The organism is Streptomyces sp. NPDC020801 (assembly GCF_044334385.1).
Taxonomy (GTDB): Bacteria; Actinomycetota; Actinomycetes; order Streptomycetales; family Streptomycetaceae; genus Streptomyces.
The window spans coordinates 89,295-108,597 of sequence record NZ_JBIRST010000011.1; the positions used below are offsets into that span (position 1 = coordinate 89,295).

A 19,303-nucleotide genomic window follows, 5' to 3' on the forward strand; every position below is an offset into this window, starting at 1 on the left:
GATCAAGGGCCGGGGAGGGGGTCCGGCTCGGGGCCGGGGCTGGGTCCGAGGTCGAGCTGGAGTCCGGGGCCGGGGCCCGCTCCTCCCGGCTTCGTGCGCGGAGCCCGGCGGACAGCGCCGGCTCAGCCCTGAATGGCCAGAACCAGCGGCATCACCCCCTGGGCGCCGGACCTTCGCAGCAGCCGGGCCGCGACCGCCAGGGTCCACCCGGTCTCGGTGTAGTCGTCCACGAGCAGCACCGGACCCGCGTTCTCGGCGAGGGCGGACGCCAGCGCGGGCGGCACGGTCAGCGCTCCGTCGAGGGCCTTCAGGCGCTGGGCGCTGTTGCTCCGGGACATCGGGTGCGTGTCCTCGGTGTACTCCACCGTGCCCAGCAGCGGCAGCCGGCCGATCTGTGAGATGTGGGTGCCCAGGGAGTGGATCAGCCGGGGCCGGGTGCGCGAGGCCAGGGTGACGACACCGACCGGGCGTGGCTGCGCGTCCGGTACCCCCGTTGCCCAGCCGCCGGGGCCCTTCGCCCAGTCGGCCAGCACGCCCACCACCGCCCGTGCCACGTCCTCGGGTACGGGGCCGTCGGGAGCGTGGGGCATGAACATCGGCCGCAGCCGGTTCCCCCAGCCGATGTCCGACAGACGCCCCAGTGCCCGTCCGGCAGCGGCCTGTTCACCGGCCGGGATCCGCCCCCTGAGGTCGACGCCGATCGCCGGGAGACCTGTCGGCCACATGCGGCGGGGCTCCACCTCCACACCGGCCCGGCCGAGGTCCACGCGGGCGGCGTCCAGCGCCGCCGCGGAGGTGCCCGCGGTGAAGCGGGCGCCCGCGCAGTTGTCGCAACGGCCGCATGGTTTGGCGCTGTCGTCGTCGAGCCGGCGCTGCAGGAACTCCATCCGGCAGCCCGTGGTCGCCGCGTACTCGCGCATCGCCTGCTGCTCGGTCCTCCGCTGCCGTGCGACCCAGTCGTACCGCTCCGCGTCGTACGTCCAGGGCCGGCCGGTCGCGATCCAGCCGCCCTTGACCCGCCGGACCGCCCCGTCCACGTCGAGCACCTTGAGCATGGCCTCCAGCCGGGAACGGCGCAGCTCGACCAGCGGCTCCAGGGCGGGCAGCGACAGGGGACCCTCCGCGCGGGCGAGCACGTCCAGGGTCCGGCGCACCAACTCCTCGGAAGGGAAGGCGAGCGAGGCGAAGTACTCCCAGATCGCCTCGTCCTCGTTCCCCGGAAGCAGCAGCACCGCGGCGTGCTCGACGCCACGGCCGGCGCGGCCCACCTGCTGGTAGTAGGCGATGGGGGAGGAGGGTGAGCCGAGGTGCACGACGAAGCCGAGGTCGGGCTTGTCGAAACCCATCCCGAGCGCCGAGGTGGCGACCAGGGCCTTGACCTTGTTCGCGAGCAGGTCGTCCTCGGCCTGCTGCCGGTCGGCGTTCTCCGTCCGGCCGGTGTAGGAGGCGACGGGGTGTCCGCGGTGCCGCAGGAATGCGGCGACCTCCTCGGCGGCCGCCACGGTGAGCGTGTAGACGATCCCGGAGCCGGGCAGCTCCTCCAGGTGGTCGGCGAGCCAGGCCATCCGGTGCGCGGCGTCCGGCAGCCGCAGGACGTTCAGGCTCAGGCTGTCCCTGTCCAGAGGGCCGCGCAGCACCAGGGCGTCCGAGGCGTCGCCCGTTCCCAGCTGTTCGGCGACGTCGGCGGTCACGCGCGCGTTGGCGGTGGCGGTGGTCGCGAGGACGGGCACACCCGGTGGGAGTTCGGTCAGCATGGTGCGCAGCCGCCGGTAGTCGGGGCGGAAGTCGTGGCCCCAGTCGGAGATGCAGTGCGCCTCGTCCACGACCAGCAGCCCGGTAGCGGCGGCGAGCTTGGGCAGCACCTGGTCCCGGAAGTCGGGGTTGTTGAGCCGCTCCGGACTGACCAGCAGCACGTCGACCTCGCCGGCGGCGATCTCGCTCTGGACGGTGCCCCAGTCCTCGGTGTTCGCCGAGTTGATCGTCCGGGCGTGGATGCCGGCGCGGGCCGCGGACTCCACCTGGTTGCGCATCAGCGCGAGCAACGGGGAGACGATCACTGTGGGGCCGCTCCCTGCCTCCCGGAGCAGGGACGTGGCCACGAAGTAGACCGCGGACTTTCCCCAGCCCGTGCGCTGGACGACCAGGGCCCGGCGCCGCTCGGCGACCAGCGCCTCGATCGCCCGCCATTGGTCCTCGCGCAGCCGTGCCGTGCCCGTGCCGTCATCGACGAGACGGGCGAGAACCGCATCGGCCGCCGTCCGGAGGTCGGCGTTGCTCGTGTGCTCCATGGGTCCCATACAACAGGACGGCACTGACAATCGAGACACGCTCACCCGGGCTCGCCCGACCCTGACGTGTCCCTGCTCGGACTTATCCACAGGCCGAAGCGGATCTCGGCATTTCGCGAGATCGTCGGCGCATGACGAATCACAGCGAAACGACCGGACCCTCCGACAACGGCGACATCGCCTACGACCGTCCCGGCCCCGAGCACCAGGTCACGCTCCGCACCCCGGCCGAGCTCGCCGACGCCCTGCCCTATCTGCTGGGGTACCGGCCGGAGGACAGCATCGTCCTGGTCGCACTGCACGACCGGGACGGACGGGGCCGGTTTGGCGGCCGGGCCAGGCTCGGCATCCCCCCGAGCAGCGGAGACTGGCCGTCCGCGGCCCGGCAACTGGCCCACGGTCTGATCACGGGCAGCGAGCGCAGGGGCGCCAAGCCGGAGCAGATGGTCGCCTTCCTCTGCCAGGAGCCGGCGGAGGGTGAGTCGGGACGACAGGTCATGCGGCGGCTCGAGCCGCTGGCCCAGAAGCTGCGCATCGAGTGCGGTCGCCTCGACGTCCCCGTGATCGAGGCACTGTGCATCTCCGGCGGCCGCTTCTGGTCGTACTGCTGCCCGACCGACGGATGCTGCCCCGACGACGGACTGCCCATGGGACTGCCCGGCACCTCCGTGCTGGCCGCCGCGGCGGCCTACGCCGGAATCCAGGTGCGCGGCAGCCTGCGGCAGATGCGGGCCAGGCTGCTTCCCTGGGAGACCGCCGGAGCTGTGGAGCAGGAGATCGCCCTGGACGCCGCCGGCATGGCTCTGGTGCCCAGGATCCTCGACGAGGCGCGCCGGGCCGAGGTGGCCGAGGAGACCCTGGAACTGGCCGAGCGGGTCATGCGGCGGTTCGCCGAGGCACCCTTCATCGCCGGCGCGGACCCCGCGGACCTCCGCGACGACCACCTGCTCGAATACGAGGAAGCCGCGAAGCTGATCCTCGGCCTGCAGGACCGCACGACCCGCGACCGCGCCGCCGAGTGGATGGAAGGAGACGAGGCCGCCCCGGCACTGCGGCTGTGGCGTGCGCTCGCCCGCCGTTGCGTCGGACCGTACGGCGAGCACGCCGCCGCGCCGCTCACCCTCGCGGGCTGGGTCGCCTGGTCCACCGGTGACGACCTCGAGGCCCGCGAAGCCCTGGCGATGGCGCTGGGCGCCGACCCCGACTACCTCTTCGCCCGCCTCCTCCACCAGGCCTGCAACGAGGGGCTGGACCCGGAATCGGTTCGCCGGTGCCTGCGCACGGAGCGCCAGGGACGCGCGTGGTCGAAATCCGGTGGAACCGGCGGCGGAGAACCGGATGAGACCGACACCGGGCACAAAGAGCCGGCTCCCGGGCATGACATGGACCCCGTCCCGACGGACAGCTCCCGCGGCACGGGCGGCTCCTGCGCGTCGGCGACACCGCAGCCGGCATCCCGGCGCCGGCGCCGGTCCCGGACGGACGGATCGGGTCCGGCCTCGCCGGGGCGGGACGGGACACGGCCGGCGACCGCGCGGGCCGACCGCGCGCACCCCGGTGCCTGCGGGGCGCCGGGCCGCCCCCGTCCGCGCACCCGCGCGAACGGCGCCGCGGACCGCCAGGACATCGGTGGGCCGGGCAGGGGTCCGGCGAGGGGCACGCCCGAGGGGGACGTGTGAACGAGCCGACCGGGCCCCCTCGCAGCCGCCATTCGGTCGGCTCCCTGTGCCACGGGCGTGACCCGGACGAGTTCCGCCGCGTTCACCTGAGTGGCAGAACGCCCGGCCGGGGCGCGCCGCTGAACCTGTCTTGCCTCTTCGGAGCCCGCGCCAGGCGCCGAAACCGCCGGAGGCCCAAAGAGCGCAGAGGAAGCCGCCTCATGCACCACCCGACTCCGTCCGCCGCCACCGGCGACGCCGCTGCGCTCGGCAGGCCCGCACCCTCCTCCGGCACGGTGACAGGCTCTCCGCCGCGCTCGCCTGACCGGGACGCGCCCCTGTCCCCGGCTGTCCGCCGAGGCTCCCGGGCGGCGGTGCCACCCGCCCCCGCCCGCTCGTCGGGGCTGCCCTCGACCCACGACACCATGGTCTGCGCGGCTCTCCCCGGACTGGCGATCTCCACCGCACAGGGTCAGCTGAGTGGCCGGGGACTGGAGGGTTTCTACCGCGCGGGCCGCCGCCTGCTCTCCCGTTGCCAGGTCCGGGTCGCAGGGCGTGAACCTCTCGTCGTCCAGGCCCGGATGACCGCGGCCGACCGCGTCCGTTTCGTGGGCACCCTGCGGGCGTCTCCGGGGGCCGGCCCCGACCCGGACGTGATCGTGGAGCGCACACGTGACGCGGACGGCACGGAGCGGATCACCCTGCGAAGCGCATCCCGTCGTCCGCTGCGCCTGCCCCTCGAGGTTGCTCTCGGCACGGACCTCGCCGACCTGAGGGAGATCGCCACCGGCCGTGCCGGCGGTGAACTTCCGGCGAGCGTGCGCGACTCGGGTCTGCGCTGGTCCTCGGCCACCGTGAGCGCGTCGGTCACGGCGGATCCGCCGCCCACGGACGCGCTCGCCTCTGCGGGATTGCTGCGCTGGGAGCTGGAACTGCCTCCGGGCGGCACCGCGAGCGTGGAGCTGCGGGTACGGCAGGACGGCGTGGGCCCGGTCCGATCCGCGGGCCGCGCCGCGCGCAGTCCCCTCGCGGCCGCGCGGGCCACGAGCGACGCCCCCGGAGCCGAGGCACTGTTGCGCACCGCCATCGACGACCTCCAGGCCCTGCTGCTGCGCGACCCCGTGCGCCCCTCGGACCTGCATCTCGCGGCAGGGGCCCCCTGGCGGTGCGGCCTCGCCCCGGCCGAAGCCCTCGTCGCGGCCCGGATGGTGCTGCCGCTGGGCACCCGGCTCGCCGCGGGCACCCTGCGCACCCTCGCCCGCGCCCAACGCGCCGGGCCCGGGCCGCGATCCGGCATGATCCCAGGGCCCCTGCGGGACGCCGGCCCGCACCTTCCGCCCGGCTGCACCGGCACGGAGGCCACCCTGCTCTTCCCCGCACTCCTCGCGGAGGCCCGCCGCTGGGGCCTGCCGGAGCGGGAAACGGAGGAGCTGCTGCCGGCGGCCGAGCGCTGTCTGACCTGGCTGCGCACCGCCGTGGGCGACGGCACATACGTGCGCGAGCCGCTGCCCGGCGCTCCCGTCCGCTGTGAGACGCAGGCGCACGCGCACCGTGCCGCACTCCTCGGGGCCGACCTGCTCGACGCGTCCGGCCGGCCTGGCGCCGCCGAGCTGCGGCAGTGGGCCCAGCAGTTGCGGACGGCGTTCGACGAGGACTTCTGGATCGAGGACCGGACCGGCGGCAGACCGGCCGCCGCCCGGGCGCCCGATGGACGTCTGGTGCCGCACTTCGGCGCCGCCGCCGTCCACCTGCTCGACACCGGCCTGCTGGGCGGGGGCGAGCATGCTCCCGGACTGCTCGACAAGGTCCGGACCGAACAACTCGCCCGGCTGCTCGGCGGCGCCGCCATGGACTCGGGCTGGGGACTGCGCGGGCTCGCCGCCAAGGAGGCCGGATACAACCCCTTCGGTCACCGTGCAGGCGCCGTACGCGTGCCGGAGACCGCCGTCGCCGTCGCCGGCCTGGCCGCCGCGGGCCACGAGAAGGAGGCGGGCTCGCTGCTGCGGGGCATCCTGGCGGCAGCCGGGACGTTCGGCCACCGGCTGCCCGAGATGTACGCCGGGGAACAGCGCAGCGAAGGCGGTGCTCCCGTCCCCCACCCGGTGGCCTGCCGCCCCTCGGCCACGGCGGCGGCCGCGGCGGTGTCGCTGTTGACCACCCTCGCCGGCATCCGCCCCGACGTCCCGGCCGGCACGGTCACGCTCCGGCCCGTGCGCACCGCACCGCTCGGCGCGATCGGCCTCACCGGACTGCGGGTCGCCGGCGCCCCCTTCTCCGTACGGGTCGGCCGGATCGGACTAGCCATGGTCGAGGAGGCGGCCGAGGGCCTGCGACTGGGAGTGTGACCTCGTACGACGCCACACCGACGGGGCGGGAGGGCGAGTCGTGAGACCCGTGGCGGACCGAAGTGGATCAGCCATCGATGCGACCGACGAAGGGAGTGTTTATCGTCAGGCAGACGACTATGATCGCGGCATGCCCTACGACCCGTCAGCCTTTCCACCCTTCGCCGTCACCGTGGACCTGGTCGTGCTGACCGTACGCCGCCATGCCCTGTGCGCGCTGGCGGTGCGCAGGGGCGAGCCCCCGTTCCAGGGGCGCTGGGCGCTCCCCGGCGGCTTCGTACGGGCCGACGAGGATCTGTCGCAGGCGGCGGCGCGCGAACTGGCCGAGGAGACCGGGCTGCGCGCCCACGAGCCGTCCGTCCCCGTCCAGGACCACGGTGCGCACCTGGAACAGCTCGCGACCTACGGCGACCCCAAGCGTGACCCCCGCATGCGTGTCGTCAGCGTCGCCCACCTCGCCCTCGCCCCCGACCTGCCCGCGCCCCGGGCGGGCGGTGACGCCAGCAACGCCCGGTGGGCGCCCGTCGAGGAGTTGCTGGAGCAGGGCGGCTACGGCCGTAACGGCGAGCCGGTGGCGCCGCTCGCTTTCGACCACGCCCAGATCCTCGCGGACGGAGTGGAGCGCGCCCGCTCCAAGATCGAGTACTCGTCGCTGGCGACCGCCTTCTGCCCGCCCGAGTTCACCGTCGGGGAATTGCGCCGCGTCTACGAGGCGGTGTGGGGCGTGGCCCTCGACCCCCGCAACTTCCACCGCAAGGTGACAGGCACCCCGGGCTTCCTCGTGCCGACCGGAGGCACCACGACCCGCCAGGGCGGCCGGCCGGCCCAGCTGTTCCGGGCCGGCGGCGCCACCCTGCTCAACCCGCCGATGCTGCGCCCGGAAGTCTGACTTCCACCAGCGGGCGGGACAGCTCGCGAACCGGCCCTGCGCCCTGTGCTTCCCCGCGCCTCGTTCCGATCCCTGTTCCGAACGGCGAACAAGAGGCCGAGGTGTGGCCGGCGGTCGGCGAGTGCGCGGCGTGATACCCGAAAAAACAGACATAACGCGCTATCTTGCTGCGGGTGATCCAGGCCTTCGGACTGACCAGCGACTCCCGTAAGGACCTCCCGCCCGCCGTCGACGACGTCTCCTTCGAAGCGCACGCCGGTCGTGTCACCGCTCTCCTCGGCGCGGCGGGTGCGGGCAAGACGACGACGCTCAGACTCATGCTCGAACTTCAACAGGGGCGCGGCATCACCTACTTCAAAGGCCGTCCCCTGCACCGCATCGCCCACCCGTCGCGCGAGGTCGGAGTCCTCCTCGGCGACGTCCCGGGACACCCCTCCCGTACGGTTCGCGGTCACCTGCGCATGCTGTGCGCCGCGGCGGGCCTTCCGGTCCGGCGTGCCGACGAGGTCCTGGAGGTCGTCGGGCTGGTCAGCCTGCGGGAGGAGCGCCTGGGCACCCTGTCGAGGGGAATGGACCGCCGTCTCGGCCTGGCCTGCGTCCTGCTGTCCGACCCGCACACGCTCGTGCTCGACGATCCGGCCGGCGGGCTCTCCGCGCGGGAAAGCCGCTGGCTGCACGGCATGCTGCGGGCCCACACGGCCCAGGGTGGCACGGTCCTGTTCGCCACGGCCGATCCCAAGGAGGCGGCGCGCACGGCCGACCGGGTCGTCACGATCGACACCGGGAGGCTCGTCGCCGACCAGGAGGCCGCGGACTTCGCCCGCCATCGGCTGCGTCCCCGTGTCGCCGTCCGCAGCCCGCACGCCGCCCGGCTGGCCGCCCTGCTGGCCAAGGAGGCACGCACGGCCCGCCGCTCCGTCGAAGTCGTACGCGAGGACGGCAACCGACTGTCCGTCTACGGCAGTACGTGCGCCGATATCGGTGAGGCCGCGTTCCGCCACGGCATCCCCGTCCACCAACTCGCCGACGAGGTGGGGGACATGGGCCCCGGCGCCGGGTCGACCCCGTCGGCCGGCACGAACACCGTCGAGGAGCCCCGGGCCTCGGGAGTCCCGGCAGCCCCGGAGGAGCGGCAGGCGCCGACCGGCACATCGGCTGCCGGCCGGCGCGAGAGCACCGTCGACCGTCGGCTCGCCGACACGCATGCCTCCGGCGACGGAACTCCCCACGGCGCGCCGCTCCGCGAGCCGACGGCAGCCCCCGCCGCCGCGGTCACCACTAAGGCAGCGGCGCAGTCCGAGCCGGCGGCAGACTCCATGGTCGCTCCCGCCCACGCCGCTCCCGCCGCCGGAGCCGCGTCGCGGGCGGCGGACATCAAGGCCACGTCCGGCCTCGAGGCCCCGCGGCGTGTGACGGCGAGACTCGGTGACGCGCTGGTCACCCATGCTTCCGATGCCCCATCGGTCACTGCGGTCTCCGGCGACGCATCCGTCACCACAGGCCCGGAGGGGGCATCCGTCACCACCACCCCTGAGTCCGCCTCCTTCACGGCGCAGTCCACGGGGGAGTCCACCCGCGCGGACACCCTCAACCGATCCGCCGCCGCGACCACGCACCCCGCGACCACGCGGCACCCCGCGACCGCTCAGTCGTCGACCAGGACCGCCACATCGCACCCTGCTGCGGCACACACCCCCGCGACTCACCCCACCACGTCGCACTCTTCGGCCCCGCACCCCTCGATCCCCACCCCGCGCCCGGCCGAGGCCGTCACGCTCGACGCCTCGTCCCCTCTCCCACCCTGCATCTCCGTCCGCCCGGGGCCCAGCCCCCTGCGCCCCTTGCGCTACGAGCTCCGCCGCGCCGCCGGTATCGGCACGGGCTTTGCCACCGGCGCCGCCGTCCTCGTCGTCGGCGTCCTCACTGCCCTGGTCATGGGACGGCTCGGCCACACCCCGCAGCCGAGACTGCTGGCCGCATGGCCGCAGCAGCTGCCCCTGCCGCCGGCGGCCCTCGGTGCCGGGCTGCTGGGCGCGCTCGCCTTCGGCGACGAGTTCCGCCACCCCGCGCTGGCGGCGGACCGCGGCACCGTGCCCCGCCGACTGGGACTGCTCACCGCGAAGCTCCTGGTCACCGCCGCCACCGCGCTGATGCTGGCCTTCCTCGCGGTCGGCTGCGATGCCGAAGGACTCTACGTCGTCTACGGACGGGAGCTCGCCCAGGTTCCCGGCGACTGGCTTCCGCTGGGTGCGAGTTGGGCCGGTCTGGTGGTCGGGTGTGCCTGGACCGGGGTGCTGGCCGCGGGACTGTTCCGGTCCACCACGGCGGGGCTCGCGGCCGTGGTCGCCGTGCCGGTCGCCGTCGTACCTCTGGTGCAGAAGGCCTGGGGAGGGGCGGTCTGGAGCGCCACGGACCTGCCCGCGCGGCTGCACCGCACGCTCCTGCTCCAGTGGCCCTTCGGAGGGGACCACTACCTGGCCGCGGCGGCGCGTGTGATCACCCAACCCCTGGGCGGCGCCCTGGCGTTGTCGCTCACCGCGCTGCTGTGCGCGTACCTGCTCACGACACTGCGAAGCAGGGTCCGATGACCATCAATCGGGCTCTTTCGGTCGCGCCCTGTGCGCAACTCCCCGCGGAAAGCCCATTTCTTTCCGATAAGGCGTCAATTGCGACGAAGTGAGCGATCACCCTTTCGTGTGCTTTTCACCAAAGCCCTCAAGGGAGTTGGAAGCGACGCCGACAAAGGATGCGTGAGTACCCTTGCGCACACCATGATGACCGCCGCCCGCTCAACAGACTCCGGTCTCGCAGGCCCGGGCGAACTCGACCGCTACCCGTACGCCGAGGCATCCCTCCCCGACCGCGTCACGAGCCCCTCCTGGGAAGGCGCGGACCCCGAACTGGGCCGCGTGGGCCGCCGTGCCGGGGGCAGCCGCGGCCGCGGGCTGCACGGCCAACTCGTCCAGCAGCTGGGACAGATGATCGTCTCCGGTGACCTGGGTGCCGACCGCCCGCTGGTGCCGGAGGAGATCGGCCAGCGATTCGAGGTCTCCCGCACCGTGGTGCGCGAGTCGCTCCGCGTCCTGGAGGCCAAGGGCCTGGTCAGCGCCCGCCCGAATGTCGGCACGCGCGTGCGCCCGGTCAGTGACTGGAACCTACTCGACCCGGACATCATCGAGTGGCGCGCCTTCGGGCCGCAGCGCGACGACCAGCGGCGTGAGCTGAGTGAGCTGCGCTGGACGATCGAGCCGCTGGCCGCACGTCTCGCCGCCGGGCACGGGCGCGAGGACGTCCAGCAGCGCCTGTCCGACATGGTCGAGATCATGGGTCACGCCCTGGGGCAGGGCGACGCGCTCACGTTCTCCCGCGCGGACACCGAGTTCCACACGCTGCTCATCCAGGTCGCGGGCAACCGCATGGTGGAGCACCTCTCGGGGATCGTCTCGGCCGCCCTCCAGGTGTCGGGCGGCCCCGTCACGGGATGTGACCGGCCGAACGAGACGTCCCTGGCACAGCACGCCCGGATCGTCGACGCGCTCGCGGCCGGCGACGGCGCGGCGGCGGAGGGAGCCATGCGCCAACTGCTCACGGTGCATCCCGAGGTCGAGCGGGTGGTCCCCGCGCCGCGCGAGCACTGACCGCCGGAGCAGTGACCGCGCGCGGACGGCATGGCGTCGGGCCCTGCCGTCCGCCCGCGGCCCCACCCCGTCGGCGAACCGTCTCCAGGACGACCCCCGCCGGACACCAGGCAGACCCGGCGGGATCCGGCGGGACCCGTGCGACGAGCGGGTAGAACCCTCGGCGGCGGTCCGGCCGATGACGCAAGCGATCTCCCCTGCCCGCATCTGACCGTTTTTGAACGCTTACGGGGTGTGACTCGGGCCACGCGGATTGGGCGTAACGCTCGTGGGAACAACGCGATGACCTAAGAGGTGACAGCCGCGGAGGGAATACGGACGCCGTTCATGGCGCTGTGCATCCTCCCGGCCCCCGCCCGTGCCGTCGGCCGATTCCCAGGCCGGTGGTCGGCTCCTGTCCGCTGTGGACGGGGCCGGAAGCCGTTTTCCAACGTTCCGAGAGGTTGTTCGTGTCGGCCAGCACATCCCGTACGCTCCCGCCGGAGATCGCCGAGTCCGTCTCTGTCATGGCGCTCATTGAGCGGGGAAAGGCTGAGGGGCAGATCGCCGGCGACGATGTGCGTCGGGCCTTCGAAGCTGACCAGATTCCGGCCACTCAGTGGAAGAACGTACTGCGCAGCCTCAACCAGATCCTCGAGGAAGAGGGTGTGACGCTGATGGTCAGTGCCGCGGAGCCCAACAAGCGCACCCGAAAGAGCGTCGCAGCGAAGAGTCCGGCCAAGCGCACCGCCACCAAGACGGTCGCGGCGAAGACGGTGACCACCAGGAAGGCCACCGCCACCGCCACTCCGTCGGCGCCCGCCGACGACACGCCGGCCGAGGACGACGCCCCCATCAAGAAGGCCGCTGCCAAGAAGGCGCCCGCCGCCGCCAAGAAGACGGCGGCGAAGAAGACGACCGCCGCCGCCAAGAAGACGGCAGCCAAGAAGACCACCTCCGCCGCCAAGAAGGACGACGCCGAGCTCCTCGAGGAAGAGGTGCTCGAGGACCCCAAGGCGGGCGCGGAGGAGCCGGAGGGCGCCGAGAGCGCCGGCTTCGTGCTCTCCGACGAGGACGAGGACGACGCCCCGGCCCAGCAGGTTGCCGCCGCCGGCGCCACCGCCGACCCGGTCAAGGACTACCTCAAGCAGATCGGCAAGGTCCCCCTGCTCAACGCCGAGCAGGAGGTCGAGCTGGCCAAGCGCATCGAGGCCGGCCTCTTCGCCGAGGACAAGCTGGCGAACTCCGACAAGCTCGCCCCCAAGCTCAAGCGTGAGCTGGAGATCATCGCCGAGGACGGCCGCCGGGCCAAGAACCACCTCCTGGAGGCCAACCTCCGTCTGGTGGTCTCCCTGGCCAAGCGCTACACCGGCCGCGGCATGCTCTTCCTGGACCTCATCCAGGAGGGCAACCTCGGTCTGATCCGCGCGGTGGAGAAGTTCGACTACACCAAGGGCTACAAGTTCTCCACGTACGCCACCTGGTGGATCCGTCAGGCCATCACCCGCGCGATGGCCGACCAGGCCCGCACCATCCGTATCCCGGTGCACATGGTCGAGGTCATCAACAAGCTCGCGCGCGTGCAGCGCCAGATGCTCCAGGACCTGGGCCGCGAGCCCACCCCGGAGGAGCTGGCCAAGGAACTCGACATGACTCCGGAGAAGGTCATCGAGGTCCAGAAGTACGGCCGTGAGCCCATCTCCCTGCACACCCCGCTGGGCGAGGACGGCGACAGCGAGTTCGGTGACCTCATCGAGGACTCCGAAGCGGTCGTCCCGGCAGACGCGGTCAGCTTCACGCTGCTGCAGGAGCAGCTGCACTCGGTGCTCGACACGCTGTCCGAGCGCGAGGCGGGCGTCGTCTCCATGCGCTTCGGTCTCACCGACGGTCAGCCGAAGACCCTCGACGAGATCGGCAAGGTGTACGGCGTCACGCGTGAGCGGATCCGTCAGATCGAGTCCAAGACCATGTCGAAGCTGCGCCACCCGTCGCGGTCGCAGGTGCTGCGCGACTACCTCGACTAGGCAGGGTCTTACGACGGCGAAGGCCCGGTTCCCCCGGTGGGGACCGGGCCTTCGTGCTGCGGCCCGCGTCGCTCTGCGTGACTCTGGGTGTTCCATGACCATCCCAGAGTGAGGAGCAGGCATGCGACGTCGTATTGCCCGGGCACTGGCCCGGCCGCTGGTACTGGCGGCCGCGGGGGCCGCGATACCGCTGGTGACCGCGGCCCCCGCGGCCGCCGACAGTGTCGTCATCGGAGGTTTCCCCGTCGACGTGGCCCAGAGCCCGTGGGCTGTGGCGCTCTCCAGTCGTGACCGGTTCGGGGGTACACGCGCGGGGCAGTTCTGCGGAGGTGTGGCCATTGGCCGGACCTCCGTACTGACCGCGGCCCACTGTCTGGCCAGAGAAGTCGTGGGCGTGCCACCGACGCGGGATCTGAAAGTCATCGCGGGCCGCACGGATCTGCTCTCGGGCGAGGGCAAGGAGATTCCCGTAAGCGCCACCTGGGTCAACCCGCGGTACGACGGCGTGACCAATGCCGGCGACTTCGCCGTACTCACCCTCGCCGAGCCGTTGCCCCAGAGCGCGGTCATCCCCATGGCGGGCGCGGGCGACCGGGCCTACACGCCGGGCACGAGTGCCTTGGTCTACGGCTGGGGGGACACCACCGGCACGGCCGCCTATGCGCACAGTCTGCACGCCGCGAGTGTTCACGTGCTGCCCGACGCCCAGTGCGAGCGGGCCTATCCGAGCAGCCTCGACGCCGCGTATCTGCCCGAGACCATGCTGTGCGCGGGGGAGACGACCGGAGGCCGGGACGCGTGCCAAGGGGACAGCGGAGGCCCGCTGGTCGCGGACGGGCGGCTGATCGGGCTGGTGTCGTGGGGGAACGGCTGTGGACGCCCGGGGAGCCCCGGCGTCTACACGCGTGTGTCCGAAGTCGTACGGACACTGGGCCAGGGCGGCGGTGCCAAGCCTTCGCGCCACGGGTCCGGCGCGGCCTGAGCTGTGTCGCTGGTGGCCTGAGCTGTGTCGCTGGTGGCCTGAGGTGTGTCGCTGGTCACACGGACGGGCGGCCGCTCCTGTGGGTCAGGAGCGGCCGCCCGTTCGCCGGCCTGCGCCGGAGCTGGCTCGTCGTGCGAGATTGTCAGCGCTCTTCGTCGGACGTGCTCGCGGGAACGGACGTCAGCCGCTCCGTCTCGTCCTGTATCTCAGCGGCGATCTTCTTGAGTTCCGGCTCGAACTTGCGACCGTGGTGGGCGCAGAAGAGCAGTTCGCCACCGCTGAGCAGGACTACGCGCAGGTAAGCCTGGGCGCCGCAGCGGTCGCAGCGATCAGCGGCCGTCAGCGGGCTCGCGGGGGTCAGAACAGTAGTCACGTCGCCTCTTCTCTAGCTCGACGAGCTGTCGTACCAGGGTCAACATCCAACCAGCCCCAAACGTTCCCGCTCGCGGCTTTTCCTCGAAAAATCTTTCCGAGGGGCTGTCGGTTGCCGGTTTGGCGGCGAATGTGCCGTATTGCGTGTCTGTGTGTCTTACGGTTTCGCGCTGTCGGTCATGGTCGGTCCTCCCCGGCCGGGTTGCCGGTTGTTCATGAGGACGTGCCCGGAGCCTAAATGGTTCATGCCTCGAAGGGAACGTGATTCCCGCTTCACTCCATCGAGGGATCGAACATTCATGCGACTCTCTACTAGTCTTGGTCCCTGCCGAGGGTGGCGTTACAAGGGCTCTACCAGCCCTCGGTACCCTCTGAGCGGCTACCCAAGCCGCGCCCTGGTCATCAGGGCCCCATCCGAAATTCAGCGAGGAGCGAACCGCGTGACCGCCGAGACGTCCGTGCCGTCCACGGCTCTGCTGGCAGGAGCAGACCGGGACGGTTCCAACTACACCGCGCGGCACCTGCTCGTCCTCGAGGGGCTCGAGGCCGTACGCAAGCGCCCGGGCATGTACATCGGCTCGACCGACAGCCGCGGTCTGATGCACTGCCTGTGGGAGATCATCGACAATTCCGTGGACGAGGCCCTCGGGGGCTACTGCGATCACATCGACGTGATCCTGCACGACGACGGCTCCGTGGAGGTGCGGGACAACGGCCGCGGCATCCCGGTCGACGTCGAGCCCAAGACCGGCCTGTCCGGTGTCGAGGTCGTCATGACCAAGCTGCACGCGGGCGGCAAGTTCGGCGGCGGCTCCTACGCCGCCTCCGGCGGTCTGCACGGCGTCGGCGCCTCCGTGGTCAACGCCCTGTCCGCCCGGCTGGACGTCGAGGTGGACCGCAGTGGCCACACCCACGCCATCAGCTTCCGGCGCGGCGTGCCCGGTGCGTTCACGGGGAACGGGCCGGAGGCGAAGTTCGAGGCCAAGAGCGGACTGCGCAAGGCCAGGAAGATCCCCAAGACGCGGAACGGCACGCGCGTACGCTACTGGGCCGACCGCCAGATCTTCCTGAAGGACGCCAAGCTCTCCCTGGAGACGCTGCACCAGCGTGCCCGCCAGACGGCGTTCCTGGTGCCCGGCCTGACCATCGTCGTCCGTGACGAGTACGGCCTCGGCGAGGGCGGCAGCAAGGGCGAGGAGTCCTTCCGCTTCGACGGCGGCATCAGTGAGTTCTGCGAGTACCTGGCGAATGACAGGCCGATCTGCGACGTCCTCCGCCTCAGCGGGCAGGGCACCTTCAAGGAGACGGTCCCGGTCCTGGACGACCACGGTCAGATGACGCCCACCGAGGTCACCCGCGAGCTCGGCGTCGACGTCGCGCTGCGCTGGGGGACCGGCTACGACACCACACTCCGGTCCTACGTCAACATCATCGCCACTCCCAAGGGCGGCACCCACGTCGCCGGCTTCGAGCAGGCGGTCACCCAGACACTGAACGAGGTGCTGCGCGCCAAGAAGCTGCTGCGCGTCGCCGAGGACAACATCGTCAAGGACGACGCCCTGGAAGGCCTGACCGCGGTCGTCACGGTCCGCCTCGCCGAGCCCCAGTTCGAGGGTCAGACCAAGGAGGTCCTCGGCACCTCGGCGGCGCGCCGCATCGTGAACAACGTGGTCACCAAGGAACTCAAGGCGTTCCTGACCTCCACCAAGCGGGACGCAGCCCAGCAGGCCCGCGTGGTCCTGGAGAAGGCCGTCGCCGCCGCCCGCACGCGCATCGCCGCCCGCCAGCACAAGGACGCGCAGCGCCGCAAGACGGCCCTGGAGTCCTCTTCGCTGCCCGCCAAGCTCGCCGACTGCCGCAGCGACGACGTCGACCGCAGCGAGCTGTTCATCGTCGAGGGCGACTCCGCGCTCGGCACGGCGAAGCTGGCGCGCAACTCCGAGTTCCAGGCGCTGTTGCCGATCCGCGGCAAGATCCTCAACGTCCAGAAGTCGTCCGTCACGGACATGCTGAAGAACGCGGAGTGCGGCGCGATCATCCAGGTGATAGGGGCAGGCTCGGGCCGGACCTTCGACCTGGACGCGGCACGCTACGGCAAGATCATCATGATGACCGACGCCGACGTGGACGGCTCCCACATCCGGACCCTGCTCCTGACGCTGTTCCACCGCTACATGCGGCCCATGGTCGAGTCGGGCCGGGTGTTCGCCGCGGTGCCGCCGCTGCACCGCGTCGAGCTGATCCAGCCGAAGAAGGGCCAGGACAAGTACGTCTACACGTACTCGGACCGCGAGCTGCGCGACAAGCTGCTGGAGTTCCAGAGCAAGGGGATCCGGTACAAGGACTCGATCCAGCGGTACAAGGGTCTGGGCGAGATGGACGCCGACCAGCTCGCCGAGACGACGATGGACCCGCGCCACCGCACTCTGCGCCGCATCAACCTCTCCGACCTGGAAGCCGCGGAAGGGGTTTTCGACCTGCTGATGGGCAACGACGTGGCTCCCCGCAAGGAGTTCATCGCGAGCTCGGCGGCCACGCTGGACCGCTCGCGCATCGACGCGTAGCGACCCCGCCCGGCCGGCCCCGGACCAGGGATGGAGGCGAGCCGTCTCCACCCCTGGGTGGAGAGCGCCGGCCCTGCGGAATCCACCTCTGATCCACCCCGGCTCCGATCAGCGGGCCCGTGTTCTTCCGTAGCGTCGAGGGCGTCGGCGGCACTCGGCCGCCGGCATCCCCTTCCCGCTCACGGAGGCTCTGATGTCCGGGCTCGTCAACGCGCTGGTGATCGTGGCCGTCGCCGCCCTGGTGATCTCGCGGCAGTTCCGCGCACGCCGGCTCGACGCCGACCGGCGCTGGTGGCTCATTCCTGCGATCCTCGCGGTCGTCGCGCTGCGCGAGCCCGGCATCCTCGACGCCCACCACCGCACCGAGTCCGCCCTGCTGCTTGCGGTCGAAGTGGTCATCAGCCTCGGTATCGGCGCGGGCTGGGCCTGGACGACGCGGATATGGGTGGAGCGGGACGGCTCCGTGTGGACCAAGAGCACGAAGGGCAGTGCCGCCGTGTGGATCGGCGGCATCGTCCTGCGCGTCGGTCTCTTCGCCCTCGGTGCGCTGCTCGGCGTGCACCAGGACAGCTCGGCCCTCATGCTCGCCCTCGCCGGCACCCTGCTGGTCCGCTCGGGGATCCTGGTCTGGCGGACCCGGGCCCTCGCCCCGGCCGACCCCCGGACGGCGCCGTACGGTGACGCCATGCCCCGGCCCGCGTGGAAGGAGCGCGTGTGACGGAGAACGCCTGGACGCGCTGGCCCTCCCAGGAGGCCCTGGGACGCGCGGGAATCTCGCAGCCGCGTCGCATGCTCGGGTGGGCCGTGCGCCTGCTGGTCACCGGCATGCTGCTGTGGGGCGCCTTCACCAGCAACCGGGTCCCCCTCTGGGGTGCGGTCGCGGCGGCGGTGGGCGTCCTCGTGGCGGCGGCCGCCGCCTGGGCCTTCTTCCAAACCACGCTCGCTCACCGGCTCTGGCCCTCGCTGGCGCTCATCACGGTGCTCCTGGGCCTCGCGGTCGCCGCCCAGGCCGCGGGTTTCAGAGTCCCCGCCCTGGTCATCTGGTGCGGCTGCGCGGTCGGATCTCTGGAGCGGCTTCCTGTCGCCGTCGCACTGCCCGTGACCTCGGTCGCCCTCGCGGCCTATGCCGCGGTCAACAATGACGTGTGGCTCACGACCGCGGCCACGACGGCGGGACTGGCCCTCGCCGGCTACGTCCTCCGGCTCGACGCCGAGGCGCACGGCAGTGCCCAGCGGCTGCTCGCCCAGGAGCGGGCCGCCCGCGCCGCCGAGGCCGAGTCGGCCGCGCTGGCGGAGCGGGGCCGGATCGCACGGGAGATCCACGACGTACTGGCCCACAGTCTCTCGGCGCAGCTGGTGCATCTGGAGGCAGCCCGGCTGCTGATCGAACGGGGCGCGGACCGGGAGAAGATCCTCGAGAGAGTGGTGGCGGCCCGCGGGATGGCCCGCGACGGCCTCGCCGAGACCCGGCAGGCCCTGTCCGCCCTGCGCGGTGAGCTGACCCCGCTGGAGGACTTCCTCTGCGAACTCGTCGGCGCGAGCGACCGCGCCGCGGTCACCATCTCGGGTGAACGCAGACGGCTGCCCGCCGAGGCGTCGCAGGCCGTGCGCAGAGTGGCCCAGGAGGCTCTGACCAACGTTCGCAAGCACGCTTCTGGCGCCAAGGTCCAGGTGTGCCTGGACTACGGCGAGCACCAGGTCACGCTCGACGTACGGGACACGGGCGGCACGCCCGGCGAGCTGACCGGGTCCGGCGCCGGGTACGGTCTGCGGGGCATGCGGGAGCGTGCCGAACTGCTGGGCGGTTCGCTGGAGGCAGGGCCGTACGAGGAGGGGTTCGCGGTGACGTTGAAGGTGCCGGTATGACGGAGGAAGCCGGCAGGCGGCCCGCGCGGGTGGTGGTGGCCGACGACCAGACGGTCGTGCGGGAGGGCATCGTGATGCTGCTGGGGCTGCTGCCCGGCATCGAGGTCGTAGGCTCCGCGGGCGACGGGGACGAGGCGGTGAAGCTCGTCGCGGAACTGGCCCCGGACGTGGTCCTGATGGACCTGCGGATGCCCCGCTGCGACGGCGTCGAGGCCACCCGGCGCATCCGGTCCGAGCATCCCGGGACCCAGGTGGTGATCCTCACGACCTTCGCGGACGACGAGTCGCTGTTCCCCGCACTCAGAGCGGGAGCGCGCGGTTACCTGACCAAGGACGCGGGGGGTGACGAGATCGTCCGGGCCGTGGAGAGCGTGCTGTCCGGGGACGCGGGACTCTCGCCCAGCATCCAACGGCGGCTGCTGGAGCGGCTGTCCGAGCCCGAGCCGCAGCCGGCCGTCGCCGCCCAGGCGCCGGACGGGCTGACCGCGAGGGAGTGTGAGGTGCTGATGCTGATCGCCGAGGGGCTGACCAACCAGGAGATCGCCCGCACGCTGCATGTGTCCACCGCGACCGTGAAGACCCACATCAACAACCTGTTCGCCAAGACCGGCCTCAAGGACCGTGCACAGGCGGTGCGTTACGCGTATGCAAAGGGGCTGGTGCGGCCACCGGCGGGTTGAGTCACCTGATGGGGTGAG

At 72.1% G+C, this 19,303-nt stretch carries 13 protein-coding genes; 11 read left to right on the plus strand and 2 right to left on the minus strand.

Annotated elements, in window-relative coordinates; translation table 11 throughout:
- Positions 1–122: 122 nt before the first annotated feature.
- Positions 123–2,288: a RecQ family ATP-dependent DNA helicase gene (locus tag ACH4UM_RS23065; protein ID WP_398182287.1), complete on the minus strand. Its 2,166-nt coding sequence runs from the start codon at positions 2,286–2,288 to the stop codon at positions 123–125.
- A gap of 131 nt (positions 2,289–2,419) precedes the next feature.
- Here ACH4UM_RS23065 and ACH4UM_RS23070 point away from each other — a divergent pair, with 131 nt between their 5' ends.
- From ACH4UM_RS23070 to ACH4UM_RS23100, 7 genes are all read left to right on the plus strand, one after another.
- Positions 2,420–3,967, plus strand: a complete 1,548-nt coding sequence (locus ACH4UM_RS23070) for a DUF4192 family protein (protein WP_398182290.1) — start codon at positions 2,420–2,422, stop codon at positions 3,965–3,967.
- Between the two features lie 404 nt (positions 3,968–4,371).
- Positions 4,372–6,291, plus strand: a complete 1,920-nt coding sequence (locus ACH4UM_RS23075; RefSeq protein ID WP_398182918.1) for a glycogen debranching N-terminal domain-containing protein — start codon at positions 4,372–4,374, stop codon at positions 6,289–6,291.
- A gap of 130 nt (positions 6,292–6,421) precedes the next feature.
- The gene (locus tag ACH4UM_RS23080) at positions 6,422–7,180 is read left to right on the plus strand and encodes an NUDIX domain-containing protein (protein ID WP_398182293.1); all 759 of its coding nucleotides are present in this window, start codon (positions 6,422–6,424) and stop codon (positions 7,178–7,180) included.
- Between the two features lie 164 nt (positions 7,181–7,344).
- A complete protein-coding gene (locus tag ACH4UM_RS23085; protein WP_398182296.1) occupies positions 7,345–9,768 on the plus strand; it encodes an ATP-binding cassette domain-containing protein in 2,424 nt (807 codons plus the stop codon).
- A 162-nt stretch (positions 9,769–9,930) separates the two neighbouring features.
- A complete protein-coding gene (locus tag ACH4UM_RS23090) occupies positions 9,931–10,818 on the plus strand; it encodes a FadR/GntR family transcriptional regulator (protein WP_398182299.1) in 888 nt (295 codons plus the stop codon).
- A gap of 449 nt (positions 10,819–11,267) precedes the next feature.
- A complete protein-coding gene (locus ACH4UM_RS23095) occupies positions 11,268–12,821 on the plus strand; it encodes an RNA polymerase sigma factor (RefSeq protein WP_398182302.1) in 1,554 nt (517 codons plus the stop codon).
- 121 nt (positions 12,822–12,942) lie between these two features.
- Positions 12,943–13,803, plus strand: a complete 861-nt coding sequence (locus tag ACH4UM_RS23100; RefSeq protein WP_398182305.1) for a serine protease — start codon at positions 12,943–12,945, stop codon at positions 13,801–13,803.
- Between the two features lie 142 nt (positions 13,804–13,945).
- Here the strand turns inward: ACH4UM_RS23100 and ACH4UM_RS23105 are convergent, their stop codons facing one another.
- Positions 13,946–14,176: a hypothetical protein gene (locus tag ACH4UM_RS23105; protein WP_398182308.1), complete on the minus strand. Its 231-nt coding sequence runs from the start codon at positions 14,174–14,176 to the stop codon at positions 13,946–13,948.
- A gap of 439 nt (positions 14,177–14,615) precedes the next feature.
- Here ACH4UM_RS23105 and ACH4UM_RS23110 point away from each other — a divergent pair, with 439 nt between their 5' ends.
- The 4 genes from ACH4UM_RS23110 (at position 14,616) to ACH4UM_RS23125 (ending at position 19,285) form a co-directional block, all read left to right on the plus strand.
- On the plus strand, positions 14,616–16,739 hold the full coding sequence (locus ACH4UM_RS23110) for a type IIA DNA topoisomerase subunit B (protein ID WP_398182311.1): 2,124 nt from the start codon (positions 14,616–14,618) through the stop codon (positions 16,737–16,739).
- A gap of 193 nt (positions 16,740–16,932) precedes the next feature.
- A complete protein-coding gene (locus ACH4UM_RS23115) occupies positions 16,933–17,457 on the plus strand; it encodes a DUF1453 domain-containing protein (protein WP_398182314.1) in 525 nt (174 codons plus the stop codon).
- Entirely contained in the window at positions 17,454–18,605 is a 1,152-nt protein-coding gene (locus ACH4UM_RS23120; RefSeq protein WP_398182317.1) for a sensor histidine kinase, read from the plus strand. Before ACH4UM_RS23115 ends, ACH4UM_RS23120 begins: the two co-directional genes overlap by 4 nt.
- Positions 18,602–19,285, plus strand: a complete 684-nt coding sequence (locus ACH4UM_RS23125) for a response regulator (RefSeq protein WP_398182320.1) — start codon at positions 18,602–18,604, stop codon at positions 19,283–19,285. Before ACH4UM_RS23120 ends, ACH4UM_RS23125 begins: the two co-directional genes overlap by 4 nt.
- Positions 19,286–19,303: the final 18 nt, after the last annotated feature.

Bases quoted from the DNA above. Each gene is read 5' to 3' on its own strand.
- ACH4UM_RS23065 (WP_398182287.1), bottom strand. From the start codon at position 2,288: ATGGAGCACACGAGCAACGCCGACCTCCGGACGGCGGCCGATGCGGTT.
- ACH4UM_RS23070 (WP_398182290.1), top strand. From the start codon at position 2,420: ATGACGAATCACAGCGAAACGACCGGACCCTCCGACAACGGCGACATC.
- ACH4UM_RS23075 (WP_398182918.1), top strand. From the start codon at position 4,372: ATGGTCTGCGCGGCTCTCCCCGGACTGGCGATCTCCACCGCACAGGGT.
- ACH4UM_RS23080 (WP_398182293.1), top strand. From the start codon at position 6,422: ATGCCCTACGACCCGTCAGCCTTTCCACCCTTCGCCGTCACCGTGGAC.
- ACH4UM_RS23100 (WP_398182305.1), top strand. From the start codon at position 12,943: ATGCGACGTCGTATTGCCCGGGCACTGGCCCGGCCGCTGGTACTGGCG.
- ACH4UM_RS23115 (WP_398182314.1), top strand. From the start codon at position 16,933: ATGTCCGGGCTCGTCAACGCGCTGGTGATCGTGGCCGTCGCCGCCCTG.
- ACH4UM_RS23125 (WP_398182320.1), top strand. From the start codon at position 18,602: ATGACGGAGGAAGCCGGCAGGCGGCCCGCGCGGGTGGTGGTGGCCGAC.